Origin of the sequence: Luteibacter aegosomaticola (assembly GCF_023078475.1) — a bacterium.
Classification (GTDB): Bacteria; Pseudomonadota; Gammaproteobacteria; order Xanthomonadales; family Rhodanobacteraceae; genus Luteibacter; species Luteibacter aegosomaticola.
Window position 1 is genome coordinate 3,058,028 of the sequence record NZ_CP095741.1, and the last position, 24,736, is coordinate 3,082,763.

13 protein-coding genes are annotated in these 24,736 nt (G+C 64.9%); 1 reads left to right on the plus strand and 12 read right to left on the minus strand.

What is annotated here, in order from left to right; genetic code table 11:
* Positions 1 to 119: 119 nt before the first annotated feature.
* The 12 genes from L2Y96_RS13485 to L2Y96_RS13540 all read right to left on the minus strand — a co-directional run bounded on the left by L2Y96_RS13485 (position 120) and on the right by L2Y96_RS13540 (position 24,182).
* A complete protein-coding gene (locus tag L2Y96_RS13485; RefSeq protein WP_247326804.1) occupies positions 120 to 1,394 on the minus strand; it encodes a substrate-binding domain-containing protein in 1,275 nt (424 codons plus the stop codon).
* 320 nt (positions 1,395 to 1,714) lie between these two features.
* The gene (locus tag L2Y96_RS13490; RefSeq protein ID WP_247326807.1) at positions 1,715 to 14,422 is read right to left on the minus strand and encodes a filamentous haemagglutinin family protein; all 12,708 of its coding nucleotides are present in this window, start codon (positions 14,420 to 14,422) and stop codon (positions 1,715 to 1,717) included.
* Between the two features lie 40 nt (positions 14,423 to 14,462).
* On the minus strand, positions 14,463 to 14,855 hold the full coding sequence (locus L2Y96_RS13495; RefSeq protein WP_247326816.1) for a hypothetical protein: 393 nt from the start codon (positions 14,853 to 14,855) through the stop codon (positions 14,463 to 14,465).
* Between the two features lie 86 nt (positions 14,856 to 14,941).
* The gene (locus L2Y96_RS13500) at positions 14,942 to 15,568 is read right to left on the minus strand and encodes a hypothetical protein (RefSeq protein ID WP_247326819.1); all 627 of its coding nucleotides are present in this window, start codon (positions 15,566 to 15,568) and stop codon (positions 14,942 to 14,944) included.
* Positions 15,569 to 15,578: 10 nt separating this feature from the next.
* Positions 15,579 to 17,285: a putative porin gene (locus L2Y96_RS13505; protein WP_247326839.1), complete on the minus strand. Its 1,707-nt coding sequence runs from the start codon at positions 17,283 to 17,285 to the stop codon at positions 15,579 to 15,581.
* 44 nt (positions 17,286 to 17,329) lie between these two features.
* On the minus strand, positions 17,330 to 18,013 hold the full coding sequence (locus tag L2Y96_RS13510) for a TonB C-terminal domain-containing protein (protein WP_247326840.1): 684 nt from the start codon (positions 18,011 to 18,013) through the stop codon (positions 17,330 to 17,332).
* Between the two features lie 3 nt (positions 18,014 to 18,016).
* Positions 18,017 to 18,424, minus strand: coding sequence for an ExbD/TolR family protein (locus L2Y96_RS13515; RefSeq protein ID WP_247326856.1), 408 nt, complete (start codon positions 18,422 to 18,424; stop codon positions 18,017 to 18,019).
* A gap of 12 nt (positions 18,425 to 18,436) precedes the next feature.
* The gene (locus L2Y96_RS13520) at positions 18,437 to 20,221 is read right to left on the minus strand and encodes a DUF2341 domain-containing protein (protein WP_247326858.1); all 1,785 of its coding nucleotides are present in this window, start codon (positions 20,219 to 20,221) and stop codon (positions 18,437 to 18,439) included.
* A 34-nt stretch (positions 20,222 to 20,255) separates the two neighbouring features.
* Entirely contained in the window at positions 20,256 to 21,863 is a 1,608-nt protein-coding gene (locus L2Y96_RS13525) for a ShlB/FhaC/HecB family hemolysin secretion/activation protein (protein WP_247326861.1), read from the minus strand.
* Positions 21,864 to 21,998: 135 nt separating this feature from the next.
* On the minus strand, positions 21,999 to 22,967 hold the full coding sequence (locus tag L2Y96_RS13530) for a FecR family protein (RefSeq protein WP_247326864.1): 969 nt from the start codon (positions 22,965 to 22,967) through the stop codon (positions 21,999 to 22,001).
* A 4-nt stretch (positions 22,968 to 22,971) separates the two neighbouring features.
* A complete protein-coding gene (locus L2Y96_RS13535; protein ID WP_247326866.1) occupies positions 22,972 to 23,514 on the minus strand; it encodes an RNA polymerase sigma factor in 543 nt (180 codons plus the stop codon).
* The gene (locus L2Y96_RS13540; protein ID WP_247326868.1) at positions 23,511 to 24,182 is read right to left on the minus strand and encodes an STN domain-containing protein; all 672 of its coding nucleotides are present in this window, start codon (positions 24,180 to 24,182) and stop codon (positions 23,511 to 23,513) included. Before L2Y96_RS13540 ends, L2Y96_RS13535 begins: the two co-directional genes overlap by 4 nt.
* Before the next feature lie 226 nt (positions 24,183 to 24,408).
* On the opposite strand from L2Y96_RS13540, the gene L2Y96_RS13545 reads away from it, so the two are divergent.
* Positions 24,409 to 24,714, plus strand: coding sequence for a hypothetical protein (locus tag L2Y96_RS13545; RefSeq protein WP_247326870.1), 306 nt, complete (start codon positions 24,409 to 24,411; stop codon positions 24,712 to 24,714).
* Positions 24,715 to 24,736: the final 22 nt, after the last annotated feature.

The following is a 24,736-nucleotide window of genomic DNA, read 5'->3' on the forward strand; positions in this document are numbered from 1 at the left end:
CGTTGGGGTGATGCGGATGCACGAAGTCGGCAACATCCGCCGCTGGGCACCGCAGAAAAAAAAAAAGGGAGAAGCCAGGGCTTCTCCCTTCCCCATCCTTCCTGGACAGCGAGTGGGTCTTAGTTGACGCAGCTATCGACGGCCGACTGGGTCACGCCGGAGTCGAGCCAGGCGAAGCCGGTACCGGCAAAGCCGACCGTGCCGGTGGCGTTGCGCACATCCGTGCTGTACGGCGAACCCAGCACGCCGCGAACGCCGGCCGTGAGGGAACCGTTACCCGTGGCGTTGCCGAGCAGGTAGGTCACCGCCATGATCGGATAGCCGGCAGCCGGCGAGGCATAGGCCGACGGATCGACGACGGCAATGCACTGGCTCTTCGGCAGGCCGCTGAGAGCAACGAGCTGCGGACGACCATTGGCGTCGTTGCCGCCGATGGCCTTGTCGAACTGGAGGCTCACAGCGACGTTGGACGGACCGAAGCTCGACGGGTCGATGAAGGTACCCGTGGCGTTCTTGTTCTCGATGCTGGCATACAGCGCCGGCGACGAGACCACGACGTTGGCGACTTCGGCGTAGCCGATCGCACCGTCGACGCTGCCCACCTTCGTGACCACACCGGTGTTACCCGAGGCAGTGGCGGTCGCGGCGTAACCCGACGGGAGGTAGCTGGCAATGGCCTGCGAGAAGTCCTGGTTCGTCTGGAACGAGCCCGCGCCCGGGACGTTCAGGCCGCCGGCAGCGGCGCCGCAAACCGCCGAGAGGTGGTTCGAGAAGTTGAACGACGTGCCGCTGCCGTCCGAACGATAGACGACGGTGATATTGCCGGTCGTGCTGCTCGGGATGCCCGTGTTCGCACCCGACGCACGCAGCGCCTGCCAGGTCTTGATCTGGCCAGAGAACACCTGGCAAACCTGGGTCTCGGTCAGGTTCAGCTGGCTCACGCCGGCCTTGTTGAACGAAACGGCGATCGCACCGGCGATGCTCGGGAACTGCACCGGCTGCGCGCCAAGGGCCGTGTGGCCAGCGAAGTAAGCCGTCATGTCCGACGACGCCAGCGGCGAGTCAGAGCCGACGAAGGCCGGCTGGGTCAGGCCCGTGCCGCCAAAGCCGGCCGGGGTGCCGAGGCAGGCGTTGTTAACGTTGTTGGCCGGATCGTTACCAGCAAGGATCTTCTTGCCGGTGCCGCTGCCGGTCGGGCAGTAGGTCGTGGTGTTGCCGGAGATGTCGCTGTACGCACCGATCATGGAGCCCGGCAGCGGCGTGGTCAGCGCAGCCGTGTTATCGGCGGTGTAAGCGAGCTGCGGCAGCGTGGCACCACCACCGGTCAGGTTGACACTCTGAGCGGCAGCAGCGGAAGCGAGCGACATCAGCACAGCGCCCGCGATGAACTTCATGCGGGTGTTTCCCATCGAAAAATCGCAACGCATGGTGTTTCCCCTTGCATAGAAGCCCCCCAAGTGGAGGCCTTGCAAGCATCCCTATCTACGATGACCCGATCATGCCATTGCGATGTCGTCAAATATGATGGCTCTATGAAATCGGCAATTGCGGAAACTCAAAGCATCCTGTTGTTTCCGAACCGACATATCAGCTGTCACGGGCAAACAGAAAAAAAGCCCCGAATCGCTGCGTATTTTTTCCAAAGATGACAACCGATGTTGCTCTTTGGCGAAAACATGCCGGCGACCGGGGCCGTTCGTTCAATGCGAGCGCCTCACATGTTGCGAAGCGCCTTGCGTTCGGCATCCGTCAGCTTGCCTTGCGAGTCGTTACGACCGAGCACCTGCACGGGTGAGCCGTTATCGTACGCGGCGGGCGACACGCTCGACGTGTTGTCTCCGTCACGCAGCACATGCACGGAGATCTCCGATGGCATTTTTTCACGCGCATCGGATTGTTGCTTGCGCGCCACATCCTCCGCCGCCTGCGATGCGGCGGTAGCCGCGGCGCTTGCCGCATTGAGTGCGCCGACATTGACCGCAGCCGTCACCGGAATACCGATCGAATCGCCCTTGACCTGGATGTTGTCTGCGTTGGCCACCCGTGCCGCGGCGATCACGAGATTACCCGACACGCGAATGCCAGCATCACCCGCATCGACCGTTCCGCGAGGCGCGATCAGATAAGCATTACCCTCCTGGGCACCATCCACCGTTTGCAGGGTTGCGATACCGGCACCGGACACCTGGCCGCGCGCATCGATGTAGCAGAACGCATCGCGATCGCACAGGAAGGTCGGCGGTGGCACTTCACTCGTCGTCTTCGCACCCTGGCCCGCGTTGATGTCGCCGTTCGAGCTCCAGATCGTGACATCACCACCACGCTCGGTGAAGACGCGGCTCTGGGCGAGAAGCAGGCTACGGTCCGTGACGACGTTGATCCCACCCGCCTCCAGCGTAAGCAGACCCATCGTGTTCGGGCCAGCCTTTACCGCGCCCGTGCCATCGGTAATGACGCCAGGTGCGGAGGTGCTGCCAATCAGCGCCTGCCCCCCTGGCCCGACCAGGGTCACGTCGCCACCCTGCTGCGTCTGGATGGTGGAGCTACGGATATCCAGGTCACCGGTATCCACCGTGGTAGCCGCACCGTTCAGGCCTCCCTGCCCGGAACCGTTCGACGTATAGCCGAGCGAAGCCGGGAACATCGATGCCAGCGCCTCGTATCCGCGGGCGTACTGGCCCGCGTATGGGCTGGCGGCGTTGTTGTAGTCCGTGCCAACCTGCGCAAGCAGCTTGAAAAGTTCCTTCTCCGCAAACAGACGCTGCACGCTTTGCGGCTCATTGGCGAACAGCGAACGCGCTTCGTCCCCGGTCATCGGCGGTAGGACATCATCCGTGGCATGGCCGGTCGCGGTGGATTGGCCGGCGACGCGTTCTTGCATGAAGCGCACGAGGTCCGGCACCAGGCTGGGTAAGCCGTTGGCTCCATCCATGTATTGCGCGAGGAACGCCTGGGTATCCACGCCCGGACCGATGCCGAAGTTTACGAGGACGTCGGCGCTCTCGTGCGGCAGATAGGGATTGTGCGCGTTGCCGATGGCATCGATCCCCGTGAGTGTCGTGTTGGACGCCCGCTGTGAAAGATCGAGCTGGCTGACGAACGGACCGATATCGCGGCCCGCCTCCACGAGGAAGCTACCCGGCCCACCCAGCACGAGGACCGGCGCCAGGTTGTAGTCGCCACCCACGGAGGTCTTGTATGGCGTGTCATAGATATCGCGGCCCGCGGCCACCTGCGTCACGTCGGCACGCCGCGTGTTTTGTGCTTCAAGGGAGAGATTCACGATGTCTCTCCCTGCCAGCACCTGTGCCTGCTTCGGCGAATAGACGATCAACTGGCGCTGGACGTACCCGTCCGCCCCGAAGACACCATCGTTGATGTCACCATCCAGCGCGTAGATGCGCACTGGCACCGTGTCGTCAGCGTGTAGAAGCGTCGGCGAGTGGAAGACCGCATTAGCGGCCTGCGAACCATCGTTCGTACCAAGCCAGGTCAGCAAGCCACCCAACTGTGCGGCGCCACTCAAAGGCTGGACCGGCGACGGCATGGCATCCGGCGACGAGTCGATCAGGCCAAACCCGTAGTTCGCCGCATTGCCGACCGTCAGGCGGGCAAGGTTGACGTCCTGCGCCGCGAGCAACGACAGGTTCCCGGTCGCCGAGGGGAAGAGTTCGCCGTTCGTCTCGATATCGATATCGCCGCCAAGGGCCGTGAGGCCCACGGTCGCCGGCAGCACAGGAATCGCGCTGCCGCCACCGCCGAACAACGCCCCTGGCGTCGCCAGGCTGCCGAGCACGATGCCACCCGACACCGAAGTCGCGTTGAACATCGAATCGCCCGAGAAACCCTGGCTATCGACGTGGCCCGCCGGCGACATCGCCGCCACTACGCTCGACGTGTAGTACGACGGGTTGTACACCCCGGCGATATCCAGCCCACCGCGAGCCAGGACCGACAGTTGCGCATCCTGCAAGGCGAACAACGTGGAAGCTGGCGTGGAGCCTCCCGCGCTACCCGTCGTGGGGGCACTGATCGATGCCGTCACGGCACCGTCGGCGCGAATATCGCCAAGCCCCTTCGCGACGAAGTAGCTGCCGCTCTCGATATTGCCACCGGCGTGGACAGCAAGATCCCCTCCGCCCACGGTGGTGGCGGTGTGACTGCCGTTATCGATGTACCAGGTCGTCGGCAGCGAGACGGAAAGCTCGGAGATATCGCCCCCAGCATCGACCGTGACATTGCCGCCGGCGCTCATCACGCCCTGCTTGAAGTTCGAAAAATCAATGGACGATCGGGAACCATCGGCTGCGTTTCCAACCTGCATCCACTGCCACCAGTACTGCGCGACGCTCCCGCCCTTCGCCCCCTTGGTCTGGCTTCCGTCCGCGTCTACCACCGATTGGATACCAAGGATGTCGCCACCCGCTTGCAGGCTGATATCGCCCGCATGGTCCGGATTGACCAAGCCGTTGACCAGCATGTCAGGCTGGGTGTTGGCGAGGCCCCCCGCCTGCTCAGACGGGCGCAGGACGCTGATGTCGGTACCTGCGCTTGTGCCATCTGCTGGCGCGCCAGCCGTGTATACCGCGGCGGGTGAGCTTTCGTCGGTCCAGCGAATATCGCCGCTGGCCGTGATGTCGATATCGCCCGTGCCCGTACGAATGGTCGTCGGGAAGACCAGGGTCTTGCCCTTATAGGGGCTGTTTCCGTTGACGACCAAAGGATCGGTCACGGTATCCGTGACCTCGAAGTGGCCGCCAAGCAATACGCTTCCCGTACCCGCTGCATTCGTTGCGAGCGGATCCGCCACATCGGTATCGGCCCCGGCGACGAAACGGTACGAGGTACTCGGGCCGCCAAGCAGCGTCGCGGACGCAAACGACACCGGGTTACCGAGGGATGGCATGTTCGAGGGCGAGTTATCCGGTGCAGCTTTGCCGATCGGCTGGTTCGGCACGGTCGGGCCGCCCGAGGGATCGACGATCGGCGCGAACGGGGCGTAATACATCTGCGTACCGGTGAAGGCCGTGCCGACGTTCGCGGTGACGTAGGTGTAGTAGTCCTTGTGGTCGCCAAGGTAGATGCCGTAATCGGAGGACCAGTCGGTGTAGTCCAGGTCCACCGGAAGCATCGGCGGCGCAGGCGTCTTCGTGGTCTGCGTGCGTGTGAAGTTCGTGCTCAGCCAGGTCTTGTAGGCCGTGTAGTAATCCGAATAGCTATCGTAGTTGCCCGGCGTCGGCGCGCCAGCACTCGAAGGGCTATAGGCGAGGAACTTGGTGGTATTGGATGTCTTGAAACGTCCCACCCATGCCGTGGTTGCCGCCGAGTTGCCAAACGCGGTGAGGTACGCCTCGTAGTTCGTGTAGTACGCCCCGGTCTGATCCTCGATGGGCGCCTGCAGGGGCTGGTAGTTCGGGTCGGCGCTGATAACGGCCGTGCCGCCCGCACGCAGGTTGATCGTGCCGTTCCACAAGCCATTGGCGTTGAGATACGCCTGTGCCACCTGGTAAGCAGCGAGCGCCTTGGAGTACCCGGCGTTCGGCGCCGCCTGCTCTTCGGGTGCGAACGGCGCGTAGTACATCTGCGTGCCGGTGAAGGCCGTACCGACGTTCGCAGCGACGTACGTGTAGTAGTCCTTGTGATCGGCCAGGTAGATACCGTAGTCGGCGGACCAGTTGGTGTAGTCCGTATCCACCGGAAGCATTGGTGGCGCTGGCGTATTCGTGGTCTGGGTACGCGTGAAATTCGTACTCAGCCATGACTTGTACGCGGCGTAATAGTCAGCATACGTCGCGTAGCTGCCCGGCGCCGGCGCGCCAGCGCTTGTCGGGTTGTAGGCCAGGAACTTCGTGGTGTTCGAGGTTTTAAAGCGACCCACCCACGCGGTGGTGGCGGTCGAATTGCCAAAGGCGGTGATGTAAGCCTGGTAATTCGCGTAGTAGGCCCCGGTTTGCTCTTCCAGTGGCGCCTGCAGCGGCTGGTAATTCGGATCGGCGCTAATGGTCGCCGTGCCACCTGCGCGCAGGTTGATCGTCCCGTTCCACAGGCCATTCGTATCGAGGAACGCCTGCGATGCCTGGTAAGCCGCGACCATGTCGTCGTACGACGGCCCCACCGGATCGGTCGGCGCGTCGGGCGGCGGGTCATTAAGCTGTGCACCGTCGTTGGTTTGATAGAAGCCATCGGAGATGCTCGCCTGCAGGTTGAGATCACCCGCCGCGCGCACGGTCAGGATCGGTGCTTCTCCGTTGTAACGGTAGGCAAGCTGCACCTTTCCATCGCTACCCGTGACGCCCGCACCGAGGTTCCAGTTGGTAACGACACTGATGTCGCCGCCGTTGAGGCCATCAGCGGGATTGCTCAGCTCGATACCCGGACGAACGTGCACGTTGGTGATACCGCTGAAGCGGTCCCCGAACGTGAAGCCAGGCGCTTGCACGAAGCCCATCAACACGCCAGGGCCGTTGGCGACATCCCCGCCCACGTAGCCGTAGAAGCCGGCGTGATCGGCATTGACCTGATCAGGCGTGAAATAGTTTTTGCTCAGGTAGTCGGCGATCTGGTCCGACCCAACCGGCGCGTCCAGGACCTTTCCGTTCGCATCTGTCCATGTGCCCGCGACCATCGTGCCGTCGCTGTTGAACCAACCGGCGGGGTCGATGTAACCATCGAAATGCTGGGCACCGGAAGTCTGGTCCTTCGTGCTCCACACGGCGTAGGGCTCGATCGTGACATCACGCGCGCCCTGCAACGATGAGGGAGCGTCGACGGTCACCGGTACATCACCGTCAGCCAGCAACGGCGCACGAAGGCTGATCGTGCCGCCTTCGGCCGCCGCCGAGCCACCTGCCACATTGATACGCGCGCCCGTGCCAAGGTGAATGTACCCGGCGTTCGCCCGGTCGACGTTCTCGTAGCCGTACTTCTGGTTGAAGTCGTTGGCCGTGGGGTCACCGCCGGTGCCGAGGATGACATCACCGCCCTGCTGACCTGCGACAATAGCGTGCGCATCCAGCGTGCCGTTGATGTCGACGCCTCGATCACCCCAGATCTCGATGTGGCTGCCCGATGTTGCACTGGCGTCGATCGTGCCGTCGACACGCGCCTTGCCACCGTTCGCCGTCAGGAAAACGCGCGTGGCCGTCAGGCTGTTTCCGGTAGAGAGCGCGAGATCACCCTGCCCTGTCGTGACATCGACGAGGCCGGTCGCGCCGCTGAGCGTCGCGATCGAGGCCACCGTATCAAGGTCCAGGGCGCCGCCCGTGCCGACCGTGAAATAGCCACCGCGGTAGCCCTTCGCGGCGTGGCCATCGAAATGGCCGCCCAGGCCGAGGGTACCGCCGGCCACGGCATGGAATGTTCCCGCGTCACCCGCGTTGGCCGCTCCGCCATAACGGATCGTCGAGCCCTGGTCGATGGCGATATCGCCAGTAGCGTCGAGCGCCAGGTTGCCACCTGGGGCATAAGCCGCCGTATCGAAGAATTGCTGGGTAATACCGGAGACATCCAGTGTCGTCCCAGTCGCGACATGGACACCACCCGCCGTGGCATCCAGACTCACACTACCCGCCGGAGCGGCGATGCTCATACCGTCGTCGATATTGGCTGCGCGCAGGGTAAGCGAGCCGCCCATGCCAGAGGCCGCCAATGCGGTGCCGTCCACACCGTGGAGGCGCATCGCACCCGTCGTCAGCAACGTGCTCGCCCCACCGCCGTTCACCGCGAAGACCGGCGCCGTCAGGTCGACCGCCATGGCGCCGAAGTCGACGCCGCCACTAGCCGTAGCCGCCATGCCCGACGAGGCGCGCCCATCGAAGCCCGAGAATCCAAGCACGGTGGCCGTACCGGCGCCAAAGTCGATCTCACGCGCGTCGACATGCAGCGTACCGCCGCCGGCCAGCGCCTGGCCCGCTGCCGCGCCCAGCAGGTTGGCAAACGTGACTGTGCCAGCCTGGATTGACACATCGTTCCCGTCGCCTTCAATGGAACCCGCGCTTAGCACAAGGCTATTGTGCAGCGAGACATCCAGCGGCCCCGTGAAGTCAATGGCGCCGCGGCTGCGCAGCGTGACTGAGTCCGCATCCTGCCACTGTGCAAGGGTACTCGCGCCGATCACCAGGCCGTCATCCGGGCTTGCCGCACCGGGCGCCACGAAACTGATATGGCCCGCGGTGGCGTCGACAGCCTTGCCTGAGAGCGTCGCCATGTCGTCTACGCGAACGCGGCCCGTGGCATCGAGAGTCAATGCGTTACCGCCGTCTACCAGCGCGCCCGCACCAATGGTTAACTGCCCTCCGGTCGAATTCGCGCCAAGGCCATGACGCGTGATCGCCGCCGCCCCGTGCTGCGAGACACGGAGAAGCGCGCCACTACCATCGATAGCGGGAACCGCGGCACCATCGGCATCCGTGCCCGCATCGCGGCCAAACACAAGCGGCTGGCTCGCAACAGGGTTACCCTGCCCGCGCGCTGCAAGCACGCTGCCATCCTCCAGCGTGATGCCATCGCCGCCCGCGCCCGCCACAAGGAGAATCTCCTGGCCTGCGAGCGGATGCGCCGCGTCGTTCGAGAGCAGAAGACTCTCCGCGGTCACGTTGACGTGATCGCCGTCGGTCTCGCTTTGCCGCGTACCACCCAACAGCAAGCTGCCCGCGCCCAACGTCGTGAGCCCATCGGCGGAAATACCCAGATAGCCATCGCGCGCCGTTTCGCTCGCACCCAGCACCTGTATCGCTTCGCCGGCGATATCCACCTGCGAAGTGCGGCCGCCGACCGCCGGCGTCGCCGATAGCGTCGCCCCCAGGTCGAGACGCTGACCGGCACTGATGGCGAGCCTGCCGGCATCCGCCGCAAGAGGCGGGGCCACCTGACCATTCTTTGCCGCAGCGGCATTGAAGAACGTATCGGCATCAGTCAGGCGGTACTGCGAGTACTGCTGCCACGCATCGTCCGACTGGACCATGAAGGTCGATACACGTGCATCGTGCGTTCCGGTGAGCGCGTTGCCGTAATAACCACCGACGGCATAACTGCCGTCGGGCAAGGCGGCCGCGCGCCCAGCTACCCCCTCGGTCGCTGTCGTCATCTGGTAGATGCGCATGGCGCCCGGCAGCGTCGCGTACTGCGCCGGGAGCAGCGTGTAATAACCGGCTGCGAGGCCGGGCACGCCAGCCAGATAGACCTGGCGGCCAACACCCGGCTGCACCGCGCCCGCGGCATCCATCGCCATGTCGCTCGCGGCGATAGGGCCATTGAGGCTCGGTAGGATCGCGTAAACGGTCGCGCCATTGGGAGCCGTGGCGAGCACGTCGCGCGAGCCGCCCGTGCCTGGCACGAACTCGCTCCCCTGCAGGTGGCCGCCGCCCGTGAGATCGATGGTGGCGCCGCTGTCGAGCGCCACGCTGCCGCCATGCAGCTCGATCTGCTTGGACGGCGGGGCATCCATGGTCGCGGCATCCACGCCAGGCTGGATGCTATAGCGCCAATCAATGCCGTCCACGGTGGTCCCGTAAGGCACCGTCTGATCATCCAGCGATACGGACGTGACGCTACCCGGCGCCAGGTGCACGCTCTTCGTGTTAGCCAGGGGCAACGCCCCGGCGGCAAAACCAAATGCGGTGGCATCGTTCGAGGGATCGGTGGTGCCAAGCACCAGCGTGCCCGAGGGCACCTTGATCGTGCCGCGCTGCTCGATGTGGTCTGCGGCGATAAGCAACGCACCACCCGCTGACAAGGGCGCCGTGGCTGCCTCGCCCGAGGGCAGGAACGTCACCGTGGTTTCACGCGTAGCCCCCTGGGCATCGGCGATACCCGAAGCATTTGCGTTGATCGCGAAGTGGTAGCCGCTTTCCGGATACACCTGGGCAGCGGTGAACGTGAGGTCGCCGGTCGAGAACAGCATGCCAGGCACAGGGTGGCTATTGCTGTCCGACGCGAGGATGGCGGGCAGTGCGAAGCGTACGTCGTTCAGCGCGTTGAAGTTCGCCTGCTGCCAGCCCTGGAGATCAACCACGCCGCCCATGTCGATGGAACCGGCATGGACATCAAGGACCCCGTCACCTGCCATGGCCGTGGGCGACGTCGGGGTACCGGTGATCTGGACATACGGCGCCGCGATCGTCACGTGCCCCGCACCCGTGGCAAACCCGCTGACTGCGCCGACATCCGTCCCACCCGCCGGCTCCGCACGCAGGGCATCAGCATTGATAACCACTTGCTTGCCGAGGTTGAGGTTCACATCACCTGCGAACACCACCGCGGTAGCGAACTGGTTCCCGATCTGTGCGCCTGGCGTCGGGCCAAGCTGCAGGCTGGTGATGCCTGAACCATCCAACGTGTGCGCTGCGAAGTAGAGATTGCCAGCACCGGTTCCGCCGGCGTCATCCGACATGCTGGCGAAACCAGGCTTGTCGCCATTCAACTGGCTCACGACGATCGCCGTGGGCTTCGCCGTGCCGACGTCCTGCGTACCCACGATCTCCAGTGAGCCGCCTTCTGCATCCTCGGCGCCGCCGTGTGCCTGGAGCGTCGCGCCAAGATACATCCCTGCGGAAGCGCCGAAGACGATGCTGCCGGCATCGCTCCACACAGCGACCGGCGCCACGTCGGTGGTCGTGCCATTTAACCGGGCACTGGCCACGGGAAGATCGAACGTATCGGCCGCACCCGACACGTCGATGCGGGAACCGTCGTCAGCGACAACGACACCGCCGCCCCCGGCTGTCACACTCACCGTACCACCGCCAAGCACATCGCCCGTGCGCGGCGTCACTCGCTGATCGCCCTGCGTCGCCGCCGGCGCACGCTCATTGATGAGCGCCACGCCTCGCGCATCGAGACTAGCGCCGGCGCCGAGCCATGCCCGACCTATGCCCTGGTATCCGGTCGAGGTCAGCGGCTTGTTGCTATCTACGTTAATCGTGCCGCCACGAGCGGTAAGGCTGCCATCGATTACGACATCGTCATAGCTACCGATATCAAGCAATCCACCCGCGTCGACCGTTACGGACGCACCCGTGCCCACGACGGCACTTCCGGTGACACCATCCAGCGTGATGGGCACGTTGTTACGAACCCAGTTGCGGTAGTCGCCTGCCTGCATCGTCAGGCCAGATGCGCCATCAGCGCTCGTGCTCCGGGTGGACCAGCGATCCCATGCGTCGAGCAGGCCGATGCCCTTCACGGCCGGTGTCGCATAGAGGTCGCTGCCTGACGCCAGCGATCGCAGCGCATCGAGGTCCGGCAGCATGTTGGCCTGCCGGACCACGACTTGCGTCCCATCCGCGATGGTCGCGTCCGTCACCGAATCCAGATTGTAGCGAGCAAAGCCCTGGCCATCGAAGAACCCCGGGGAAAGCCACAGGCCATTCGGCTGCGCCATCGCATTCGCGTCACCGCCGACCTGGACCTGCGCCGCACGCAACGTCAGGGCGCCACCGCCCGAGAAGCCCCATGCGCGCAACGTTCCGCCCAGGCTAACGTAAGCGTGGTCGATCGCCCTGGGTGGCGTACTCGAGAAGGGGTTCTGGTCAGCAGGGTCCTTCTCGTAGGTCAGTAGCGCGATGTTGCCGCCGCGCCCGACGGGCAGCCCGTTGTCGAGCTTCACGTCACCATGGGTATCGACGTAGCCGCCACCGCTTACGTCGACCGTACTGCCGGCATCCAGAGTGATCGATCCGGTCTGGTCAGCCGTCGTGCCTTCCTGCCAGGTCGTAAGGGTGACATTGCCGCCATTGATCCAACGATCACCCGTGAGCTCATCCGCAGCTGCCGCCGTATCGTTAACCCACTGCCCGCGCGCGCTCAACAGGCTACCGTCATGGAGCGTAATGCCGGCGTCTTCCGCCGGCGCACCCGTGCCGGCGCCGGGTGCAGCGACGGGCCTGCCGGTTGTCAAGGTGATATTCCCTGCCGGGGCTTCGATGGAACCATAGATATCGATGCGCGAACCGGTAAGGGCAACACTGCCACCCGGCTTTACGACAAGGTGCGTACCTGCCGTTTCTTCCACCGCGCTAACGATCGCGCCTTCGGTATCGGAGCCCGTAGAGGCAGCCAGGCTCACATTGGCAAAACCCGCCTTGCCCAGGCTATCCGCACTAACGACCATCCAGCCGGCGTCGAGACCATCCGCGATATCGACGTCGCTCCACTTCGTGTCCTTGTCGAAGGAAGGGACCAACGACTCCAGGGTCTGCGAGGTCTGCTGGATCCGGAGCCCGCGCTGCTGCCCGGAAAACACGGCGTTTGCGGCCATGTCGAGCGCAAAGGTGCCATCGTCCGGCTGCGTGCCGTCGCCGGTCTGGTTCGTGCCCGGCGTGGCCTGGGCCGACATTTCGCCGTCCAGTTGAAGTGCGTTCTTCGCGTGGATCGTCAGGGTCCCGGCGTCGGCGCCCTTGACGAAGCCTTCTTCATAACGCCGCGTGCCCCCAAGCAGGGGCGAGTTATACGTCTGACTCACGCCCCAGCGCGCGTGCGTACTGGTGAACTGGCCGGCAAAGCCGACATAGGCGACATCCGGGTCAGCCGAGGCAATGTTGTGGATGAGCCCGTCCGCACCCAACAGGTTCGGCGTGGTGATCCATCCGGACTGGTAGGCAAGATAACCACCATCCAGCGCGAGGCGGGAGCCCGTGCGGGTAATCACCTCGCCGCCATCCAGCGTAATCGAACCGCCCTGCGTCAGCATCTGGCTGATATCACGCGGCATGTTCTCGACATAGCCCTTCGCGTTGATGATCGGGCTACCGATCCAGTCCAGCCCATCGGCACGCGTGCCCGATACGGTGCTGTCCAGCAGCACATCCTTCTGTGTGTATAGGAAGCTGTTGCGCAAGAGCGGCGAATCGGCGAGCTCGTTCTGGCCGATGCGCGGGATACTCACCAGCAAGGCATCCATCGGGAGCTCGACATTGGCCAGCCCCGAGACATCGATGGTCGCACCCCTATCGATATAGACCCTGCCATCATTTGCCAGAGCTGATGCGCCGCCCGTACCGATCGCCCGCAGGCTCACATTGCCGCCGGGTACTTCGAGAAGAGACCCTGCATCCATCGTTACGCGGTTGCCCGTGACCAACACGCTCCCAGGTACAAAAACCTTGTCGGCATCGGCGGAAGACGTCGTCGTCGTGCCATCCTTCTCCGGCAGCACAGCCGTCACCGAGCCCGCGCCGAACTCGACGGGCCCGTAGAAACCATGATCCATGCCGCTTAGCGTGATGCTGCCGGGGCGGCTGATACTCGTCGACGCAACCACGACGCCATTCTGGTAGACCGAGGGACCGTAGAGCGTGATCGCACCGCGCCGCGCCTGGATCAGCCCCGAGTTCTCCACAGCCTGGCCTGTCGTCCTCGGACCGGTCTGTACAGCGCCCAACGACAAGGTGCCATCGAGGCTATTGCTGATGATGTTGTCGCCAGCGATCAGCAAAGCCTGTCCGTCGTCAGCGACGATAGCGCCGCGGTTGACCACCCGGGGCGCCGCCAGGATAACGAAGCCATTCGCCTCAGCGTTGATCGACGCCCCGTTCTCCACGACCACATCGCCGCTGCCACCGTTTGCGTCGGCAACCAGGATCGACTTGTTGGAATTGGCGGGATCGGAGATGCCCGAGTTAAGGAACATCGTGTTGCTGGTCTTCAGGTCATCCGAAAACAGGGCCATCGAACTCGCTAGCAAGGAGCGCGTATTCACCTGTGCGCCCTGACCGAAGAGGACGCCATTGCGGTTCAACACGTAGACCGTACCCTCGGCTTTCAAGGCGCCGAGGATCTGGCTTGGTTTGGCAGTCGGGTCATTGACGCGATTGAGCGCGATCCAGTCATTTCCGCCGCCGGAGAGGTTGCCGGCTGCCTGGTTGAAATACAGCGTGGTGTCCCGTCCCACGTTGAAGCTATCCCAGGTGAGGATGGCTTTCTTCGCCGTTTGCTTCACCTCGACGATGTGCTTCCCACCGGCCACTGTGTCGGTGGGAGCGGCTGCGTTTTGCCATAGGGACGGGTCCGATGCGATGCCGGACGATGGCTTGAGCGCGCCATCGCCAAGACCGTTCGGCACATTCGATACGATCTGCACTGCGGCAGCCTGCGCGTCCTTCTGCTGCTGCATCTGTGCCGCGAGCGCGGCCGCCGCGTTATTGAGATTGGTGATCGATTGCTGGACCCGGGGCTGCGTCAGCGCGTTGCCCGGCGTGAAGCTGACCGTATTTCCGCTACCGCCTGAACCCTGCCCTGGGGATACTGCCTGTTGCTGCTTCGCTGCAAACCATGCCGGGCTAAACGCGGGCGGCGTTGCCGCATGGGCGGCCCCACCGCCAAACAGCGCCACCATGATGAACTGGCACATCGCGCGGCGGCGCAGGGTCGGCCGCGGCTTCGGTGCCGGGCGGCGGGGAGTGGCAGGGTGCTGGCGAACGATCATGGCAAAGGCCTCGGGTAAATCATCATGTCTTGAGCGTCGGTTACGGAGCGATGCCGCCCGTGAAATCGCTGGTCATCGACGCCACTTCATCGTGGAGTTCGGGGAGTCGGGCGAGCTCATGCAGCTCGTCCAGGGAAAATTCGCGGAGCACGGAACGGATAGCCAGGCGGCGCCCGTCGTGCAGCCATGCGTTAAGCACGGTGCCGATGGCACGCAGCGTGGTATGCGCCGGGTCATCCGAAGGCCGCTTTCGGTGGCGCAACGCGTCTTCGATGGCGTAACGCACGCGCGCACCGAGGAAGGCCGAGGATTCGCCGAGCATGTGCTCCAGCGCTGCACGAGGCACGCGATCGAGCAGGATATCGGCCGCCTTGGCCTGGCGCGCCACGTACAGCTGGCGCAGCATCTCGGCAAGGGCATGCGAGCTACTCACGCGCGCCTCTTCATGGGGACGTCCCTGTCCATCGCGGGCTCCTGTGTCGTCCGTGGCGACCCACCGCGGGGTTGAAGGGTCCTTGATCATGGGGTGGCCGACGCCTGGCCGGCGCGCGGATCGAAGCGCTGGTCATAAAGCTTGTCGCCGAAGGCCTGTGCCGCCGTCTCCAGCTTCACGCGCGCCTTCGCGGCGAATGGCTGGCGCGACGAGAGCACATCGCCCATGTCGAGATTTTCATAGGCCGTGATGACTTCCTGGCCCACGCGGTACATCTGCACGTTGCGAGCAGTGCATACATCGACCTGGCTCTTCGCGGCATCCAGTGCCTTCGACAGCCGCGTGCGCTCGGCTTCCGCCGTACGCAGCGCGACAGCGGCTGAATCCGCATCCGCTTTGCCCTTCTGCGCTGAGGCTTCCGCCGCTTCGCGACGCTGGCGCTCGGCAACGAGCGCCTTGCTCGCTTCCGGCGATACCGCCACGCTCTTCTTGCCTTCCGCGCGCGCGGCTTCGGCGTCCGCCTTTGCCGCGTCGCGCTCCTTCTCCAGCTGGGCCTTCTCGGCCGCCCAGCTGGCCTGTTGCGCCTGCAGGTCCTGCAGCTGACCGCGCGTCTCGGCCAACTGCGCGCGGATGCGGCTTTCCAGGCTGGCCTGTTGCGCGAACACCGCAGGTGCGGCGGTGGCCAGCGCGATGACGATGAGCAAGCGTTTCATATCGCCTCCGTTAGAACTTGGCGTTCAGATCAAGCTGGAAGACGTCGATCGACAGCGGCGGCCCGAACACTTCCTTCGCATTGAAGTAGCGCAGGCTCAGCCACGAGTACTTCGAGATGCCGTAGCTGCCGGTGAGGATGAAGCCCTTGGCATTGGTGCCGCCGAGGTGGAAATCAGGATCGTTCAGGCCATCGAGCGTGGCGTCCGGCTGGATGTACTTGTAGCCAGCGGTCACGTTCCAGTCGCCGGAGGCATTCGGCTGCGGTTTGCCCAGCGTGGCGCGGAGCATCCAGCCCACCGGGCCGCTCTTGTATGCCGACTCCGCGAAGTCACCCGCGCCGAAGTTGTTCACCAGGCGATTCACACCGACGTCCGCACGGAAGGCATCCTTGCGGTGGTAGGCCATGTTGCGGATGTAGTCGCCCTCGATGCGCAGGGGCGTATCCATCACATTCATGTCGAGACGGGTGATGGCGTTGGCGACGTGGTAGTCGTACACCAGGCCGACGAACTGCGGCTGCGCATAGCTGCTGGGCGAGTTCGGATCCGGGATGATGTCGCGGATCAGGAATAGCGAGTTGCCCTTCTGCATGTACGCAGGCCGCGAGGCATCGGTGCTGCAATAGGTCACGCCAAGGTAGATCGGGCACGGGTCCGACAGCTGGCCCTGCATGTGATCGAAGCGGTAGTACGCGAGCGCGAACTTCCATTCGATGTCGTCGGCGAACTTCCACGAGGCACCCAGCTGCGCGCCGGTCATCCACTTGTCGCGGCTCGCGCTCTTTGCGCCAGCCTCGGCCGGGAAATCGTCCGACTGGTATTCGATCGGGAACATGCCGACCGTGGCAAACGTGTTGATGTCGTCGCTCGCCGGCACGTCGAAGTGGCTGGCGATACCGTCGAAGTTCAGATCATCGGCGTAGACGAGGTTCGTGCTCAGGAACGGGTTAGGCATGCGGCCGCCCGTGACCTTCACCCACTCCGACGGGCTCCAGGCAATCCACGCCTGGTCGAGCCAGAGGCTCTTCTTGGCGAGGCCACCGCCCAGGTTCTGCGTGGTGGATACCGGGTTATTGTCACCGCCGGTACCGATACGGATCCCCGCGGTGACGCCGTCGCCAAGCGTGAGGTTCACGCCCAGACGGGCGCGGATACGCAGCGAATTGGTGCGATTCTCCAGCGTGTTGAGCTGGGGCGGCGGCACGACGCCGTTGAGGTCGTACGGCCCGTTGCGATTGAGCGCGGCGAAATCGACCTGCTGCGTCGCATTACCCTTGTCGTAGTAGTGGAATTCATCACGTACGCGAAGGTCGCCCGCCCAAGCGATGCGGTCCAGCCACTCCGGCAGCTTGCCCGGCTCAGCCCAATGCTCGTCCTTCGCCTGCGCCACCACTTCCTGGCGGAGCTCGTCCTTGATCTGGTTGCGCACCACTTCGGGCACATAGGTCACCCGCACCTGCCCCGGCACGGCTGGCACGGCATTGGCCGTGCCCGCGGCCTTCTGCGCGGAGGCAGCATCGGCATTGGCCTGGGCGATCAGCCCATCGGCATCGGACTGGGTCAGCACGCCGCGCTTCACCAGCAGGCGTACCAGGTTGATCGTGGCGTTTTCAGACGGCGCGGACTGGGCGTGCGCACCGCTGGCGCAGATGGCCAGGCCAATGGCGGCGGCCAGCAGGGCGCGCGCAGGTCGCTTGCGTGCCTTTCCGTGGGTCATGCGGCATCTCCGGGAAACAAAGGGCTTGGAAGGAATGAACGTGTTCATGCGGGGCGCTTCCCACGGATGGACACGCGAAGGGGGAAATGCAGCGACGAGGGCGGCGCGACATCGATGCGGGGCATCGCGCGCAGCGCTTCGATCAGCGCATCGTCAGTGGTCTTGTTGCCGCTGGGCGCGACGAGTTCCGCGCGCACCAGGCGGCCATCGGGATCGAGCCACACGTTGGCCTGCACCTCGAACGAAAGACGGTTCACCTTGTCGTTGCGCTGGATCGCCTGCTGGATGGCGTAGCCCAGGTACTGGTCGTAACTGCCGGTACCCGTGCCGTTGCCACCATTGGCACCGACCATGCCGCCACCGGTGCCCGCACCGATGTTGAAGTTGTCGCTGCCGGCCTGCGCATCGGTATTCATCGTGACCTGCTTCGCCACGTCGTTACTCGGCTTGGGGGCATCGACCGGCTTCTGCGGCTGGTCCACCGGCTTATCCTCTACCGGCTTGATTTTTTCCTCCGGCTTGGGCGGCTCGGGCGGCTTTTCCTTCGGCGGCGGCGGGGGCGGCGGCAGCGGCGTAATCGTCGCTACACGCGGCGCCTCGCGGCGCACACCCACCGTGCTGGCGGCGAAATGCCAGACCAACGCGCAGAAACCGAGGAACACCGCCGCGGCGACGGCCGGGCCGAGCCAGCGGCGGGGTGGACGGCGGCGTGGTTCAAAAGCGTCCACGCATCAATCCTTCGGCGCCTTGCCGGTCACGAGGCCCACCTGCGGCAGGTCCACGCGGCGCAGCAGGTCCAGGATGTCCATGACCTTCTGGTACTGCACCGTGGAATCGCCCTTCACCACCACCGGGAAGTCCGGGTTCAGCGCCTTAAGCGAGCGCAGGCGCTGCTCCAGTTCGCTGAGCGTCACGGGATAGGCATCGAGGAACACCTGGCCCGTATCCGAGATGGTGATGGCCTTGGTCTGCGGCTTGGCCATGCTGACGGCGGCCGATGCCTTGGGCAGGTTGACCTTGATGCCCTGCACCGAGGCGGTGGTCATGATGATGAAGATGACGAGCAGCACATACGCCAGGTCGAGCATCGGCGTGATGTTGATGTCGTCGTACGGCTTGTCGTCGTCCTGGGCGCGCATGGCGGCGGGTCCTTACGCGGCGACCGCGGCCGGAGCCACGACGCGCTGCTGTTCGGCCAGGCGGGTGACGAACTCATCGACGAACACCTGCATGTTCGCGGTGACGTTCTTGTTGCGGATGAGCAGGTAGTTGTAGCCAAACAGCGCCGGGATCGCGACGAACAGGCCGGCGACGGTCGCGAGCAGCGCTGCCGCGATACCCGGCGCGATGGCGTTGACGTTCACGTCGCCCGCCGCGGCGATCGCCGCGAAGGTGATCATGACGCCGACCACGGTACCGAGCAGGCCGAGGAACGGACCACCGGAGATCGCGATGGTCAGCATCACCATCGACTTAGCCAGGCGCTGGTTCTCGCGCACCATGGTCGAATCCATCGTGGCCCGGATCGCTTCGATCGATTCCGGGGCGATGTGGTCGTGGCCATCGGCATCACGACGGCCCCAGACTTCCGCCGCACCCACCTTGTAGAGGCGGTAGAGCGAGGCATCGGCGAGACGCGAAGCGGTCGGGTCACGCGACAGCGCGAGGATGTTGCGGCCCTGCTTGCGGAACGCGTCGAGGAAATCTTCGTTGGCACGGCTCACGCGATTCACGTAAGAGGCGCGCTGCCACATCACCACCCACGAGATCACGGCCATCACAAGCAGGATGCCGATCACCACCCACGCATCGGCGGTCACCGACTTCACGATGATGCCGAAATAGCCGAAGCCGACGCCGGCCTGCTTCTCATCCGTGCCGTAGGCCACGAGCTTCGACTCGGCACCCTGTGCCTGCGCGTCCATGGCGATCAGGGCGGCCGGACGAGCCACGCGGGAGATCCGCACCTCATCCACGAGGCCGGCAAAGCCCACGCTCGCCGGCGTGGCATCGGCGCTATCGCTGCCGAGCGAGGCTTCCGTGTTCATGGCGGGAAGCGCGGCAGCCAGCGTGGCGTACGGCTTGCCATCCACGTACAGCTGCACGTTGCCGTCGGCCGCGGTGACCGTGACGTACGCCCACGTCGCAGCCTTCAGCGGCTCGCCCGGCGTGCTGGCCGGGGCCGCGTCGCCCTCGCCCACCTGCACGAACGGCGCGCCGTTCTGCAGGCCGATGACAAACGCCTGGGTGCCCTGGTGGCGGGCATACAGCGTGACGCGGCCTTCCGAGATCGCATCCGGCTTGACCCAGGCGCTGAAGGTGAACGCGCCACCCTGGGCCAGGGCCATCGAAACGGCGCCCGGCAGCTTGATGCCCTGCTTGCCATCGAAACGGGCCGCCTTGCCAATGATGCCGTCGACCGTGCCAACAGCACCGGCCGCATTGTTGGCGTAAGCCGTGGCATCGCGCGGCGCACTGCCGGCGGCATCTTCGAAGTGGTACACGGCCGAGTAGTCGGCATCGAACGTGGCGCTACCCTTGTCAGCGCCCTGCGCCTTCGGGTTGCCGTAATACATCCACACCTGCTGCTGTGAATCCGCAGCGACCTGCGGCACGTCGACCCAGACAAGCGCCACGCCCAGCACCGGATCGAACGTCTCGATCTGGTAGTTCAGCGGCGTCTTGTCATCGGCGGCGACGAAGCGCACATCGGCGCCGCTCTCGTTGACACCATCGAAGGTGAAGTTGCCCGAGTGCAGCCGGATGAGCATCGGCACGCGGCCGACGGCGGTATTGACGTTGCCGCCCTTCGCCGTGGTGTCGATGGTGATGGCCTTGCGGAAGGCAAAATCCTGGTTCCACCACGACGCATCGGCGGCATGTGCCGCGGGCGCGAGGCCGAGAAGCATGGAGGCGAGGATCAGAAGTCGTTTCACGGTGTTACCCCTGGGTGGATGCCCTTGTGCCCGGTCAGAGCTCGGCCTTGAGAGAGAAATGGATGCGGGTGTCGTGCGCCTTCGTGGCCTGCCCGTCGTTGAACGGGTACGCGATCTCGAAGGCGCCGGTGGCGATGTTGAAAAGCTGGAAGCGCGTGCCGACGCCTACGCTGGAGAGGTCGTAGGTCTTTACCGTGCGGCTGCCCGCATCCGGGTTGGCTGGGTCGACGAGCTGCGGCAGCGCGTTCATGAGTTGCAGGTGCGCGCCATCGGCGAACGCGAGGAAGCGCCAGTCATTCACCCATCCGCCGATGTGCGTGGCGATCGAGGGCGTGCGCAGTTCCAGCGAGCCAATGACGCCGTGATCGGCCGTTTCTTCGGCTTCGAGATAGCCACGCACGGTGCTCTCACCGCCTGCGGCGAACTGTTCGCTCGAGACCAGCGACGAGGTGGACAGCTGCAGGGCAAGACGCCCAGCCAGGCTCCAGCCGTCGGCGAAGTTACGCGTATGCCCGCCTTCGGCCTTCACGTAGAAGAAGTTCTGCCTCGCCTTGTAGCGCTGGTTGTCGAACTCGGCAGCGCTGCTGCCACCCGCACGGAAGCCAGCGACGGCACCCAGCGACATCGTGCTCAGCGAGGCCTCACCCATGCGCTGCCCCTGGTAGGTCACGCTTACCGGGATATAGGTGATCGGCGCCTTGGAGGTCGCGTCGCCCAGCGTCAGGTTCTGGTCAAAATGCTTGCGTGTGACACCGAGCGAAAGCGACTGCGAGAACTCGCCATGCGCAGGCAGGTTACGCACGAAGGTAAAGCCGAACGCATTGCCCTTGCCCAGCACGGTGGTGCCACCGACGGCGTTGGCGTTGCTGTTGGATTTGTAGCCCGAGGTGAGCACGCTCCACTCGCCGCCGAGCGGCACGAGATAGGACCCGGCCCACACTTCCGAACTGTTCCGATCTTGCGGCGCGACAATATAGGTGAGCGACGCGGCATGGCCCTGCTGGAACAGGTTGTCATCGCGGATGCTCGCGACGGTGCGCAGCTCGGGCGTATTCACGCTGTGGTCGTTGTTGACTTCCAGGCTGGCGGTGACCGGCTTGTTGTCGTTGACCTTCAGCGTCACGTCCATGGTGTTGGGTAGCTTGCCCGGCGTCAGCACCGGCACCACCTGCGCACCCGCACGGCGGTTCACGTCAGTGAGCTGCTGCTGGGCCGCCGAGAAATTCGGTACGTCGCCTTCCGCGAGTGCTGGCACACCGTCGCGAATTTCCTTCGGCGAGCGATAGACCGCGCCTTCCACACGCACACGGCCAATCGTGTTCTCGGTGACCTGGAGACGGATGACGCCTTCCTTCACCTGCTGGGGCGGGATATCGACGACGACGGACTGGTAGCCGTGCGCCTGGTACACCTTCTGCAAGGCATCGCGCGCACTGGTGACGTCGGCCATCGACTTGCCCGGACCCAGGAACGGGTACACGGCGGTTTCGATATCCAGCGACTGCAGCGTGGTGTTGCCATCCACGACGTATTCGTTCACATCAAACGCCTGTGGCGCTTCCTGCGCCGCGGCATGGATGCTCACACCCATCGCGATGGCGGCGGCCAACGCCGTCGCCAGTGGGTTCGCGGCACGCTTCATGCGTTCACCCGTAGTGCTCGTGTACCCACGCGGAAAATCCCCTGTGTTCCGTTTGCCCCTTAGACGCTTGGGCTGTCGTCGCACTGAACCGCTGTCACGAAAAATTCATGCGCCGGCGGCGGCCGGCCTGCGCGCTTAGCTAAGCAGCACCCAACCGCCGGGCAAATGCGTGGCGTGTGCGCCGTAGGCATCCTGGATCAGCGTCGCCACCTCACCCATCTGGTCGAGGGTGAAACGCGCATGCACGCGGCGCTCGCCAAGCGTGCGGTCGGTGATCACGATGCGCCCCGGCCGGTACCTGTTGATATCGGCAACCACGTCGGCAAGAGGCTGGTTGTCGTAGATGAGTACGCGATCGCGCCAGGACAATGCGGTGCCAAGGTTCACTCCGACCGCCGCGCCCGTGCCCGTCGCATCGAAGGCGACCTGCTGCGCGGGCTTCACCGGCGTATTCGTGCCGTCGTGGTTGATCACCGTGTGGCCGTCCAGGCAGGTGACCGTGGCGGCCTCATCCGTGCAGCGCACGGCGAAGGCCGTGCCTGGTTCGGAGAACAGGCGCCCGTCTGCGACTTCCACCACGAAAGGATCTTTTCGCGAGGGGTCGATACGCACCACGGCTTCGCCGTCGCGCAGGTGCATGCCCGTGACCACACCGCCGCGCTCACGCACGGCGATATCCGTATCGGTATTCATCTCCACCGAGACGCCCGGCGCCACGCGCAAAGTCTTTTGCTCACCCACGTTCGTGCGCAAGGTCAGGCCATCAGGCGCCGATCCACGGGTGAAGGCGTCGCTGCGCACCATAAGAAAGGTGGCCGCTGTCGCGGCAACCGCGCCACCCAGGAACGCGCGGCGGGTAAGGCGTACGCGATGCGTGGGGCCCGATCGCGCGCGGCTGCTGCGTTCGTGCTTGCGCAGCGCCGCGGCGGGCCCCAGGGCCTCCCATAGCGCGCGCGCCTCGGCGAACGCCAAGGCGTTTTCTTCGCTCTCGGCACACCAGCGGCGGAAGGCTTCGCCGTCCTCGCGGGTGGCCGTGCCCGAGGTAAGGTGCACCAGCCAGCCATGGGCTTCCGTGGTGCGATCGTGGCGGTGATAGGCGTCCATACGGTTAAGACGTTTCCCGCACGCCGGGACCGAACCGCTGGTAAGCACGCCGGCCGGTTTTTGTGGCACAGGTCTCAAGCGCCTTCTTCAGTTCCTTGCCCACCATGCGCACCGAAATGCCGTAACGGGCCGCGATATCGGCCTGCGGCAGCTCCTCGACGCGGGCCGCGATCAGGATCTCGCGCTGGCGACGGGTCAGGCCCTCCAGCGCCGCGCTAAGCGCCACGATGTCCTGCTGCGAGGCAAGCACGGTAGAGGGCTCGACCACGTCGTCGACGGCGTGCAGGAGCTCGTCCACTTCTTCACCGGTCAGCAGGCGGCTCTGCGAGCGGTGATGGTCCGCTGCCATGTTGAGCGCCATGCGGAACAGGTAACTCGTCGGGTGCGTGGCATGCCCGTCCGGCATGGCCAGCTTCTCCACGCGCAGGTAGGTTTCCTGCATCACGTCATCAGCAAGGTCGTCCGAACGCAGCCGTCGGCGCAGGCGGCGGCGGAAATCCTCGTAGTTGGCGAGGAACAGGCCCAGCAACGAGGCATCGGCACTCATGCCGTCGCACCGCAGGCATCACGCCGCGAGGGCGCGAGCAGCACGGTGAACGGGCTGGAGGCGGCCAGGCGCGCGGGGACGCGCGCGCGGCGAATGGCGGCGAGGACACGGCCATCCCGCTGGGCGTCGTCGGATGGCGCCAGCGCTGCCACCTCGGCAACGGCGCCGTTCGCATCGATCCAAATCTGAAGCGCAAGACGGAACGAACCAGGCCGCGTATCACGCTGGGTGCAGAGCACCTTTTCCACGGCTTGCTGTAACTCAGCCGCATCGGCCGCCAACAGCGCTTCCGGTACCGGCGACGGCGCGACCGCACCTTCGCCAGGCTCGGATGGGTTCGCGTTGACGGTAAACGCATTCATGGACGTGAAGTGCGCACTGAGCCCCGTACCCACGAGGAGGATGCGCAGCGCATCGCGTGGTGCCGCCTCCCCGTGGAGGCCCGGTGAGTCATGGCCTGCCACGAGGCCGTCATCAAACAACACGGCGATGCCGGTGTTTTCGCTATACGCGCGCAACGCACCGGCCAGCGGCTGGGCGTCGATGTCAAAACGCGTGGTTCCATGCGAAATCCCTGGCGTGGCGTCGTCCCCTTCCCGTGGCGAGCCGTACGCCGCCGTGCCAAGGCACAGCGCGCAAGCCAGCAGCGCGAGGGCACAACGCGTCACGGTCAGTCCTCGCGGTGGCCCATGCTTCACGGGTGATCTGCGTGAAAGGCTAGGTAGCGCGGATGACACAAAGACGCCGGTTTGGTGACAAGGTTGATGACACCACCGTGACAGGCGTGACGCACTTCCCGCGCGCGTAGCGACGTGGTATCCAACGCGCCGATCCCTACGGGAAAGGGCTATGCGTATTCGGCAATATTGTCTTTGGCTTGTCGGATTGTCCGCCGTGACGAGCGTGCATTCGCAATCCGTGGTGGACCTTCCAGGCGTCCATGCGAGCGCCTCGACCACCTGCGTACAACCGGCAAGCGCCGGCAGTGCCGCTCTGTCCTACGACTGCCTGAACCAGCAACTGGCGACGCCGCCGGGCATGCCTTCACCGCTGGATACGAACGATATAAGGAAGGCGCCGAGCAATACGCTGGGCCTCTACAACGCAGCCGCACTGGGCCAGCGCATGGGCACGAACCTTGGCCGCAGCGTGCAGCCGTACCGCCCGCCAAAGCCCATCTACCCCTCACTCGCCCACTAAGCCCACGCCCCGCACGTTCGCG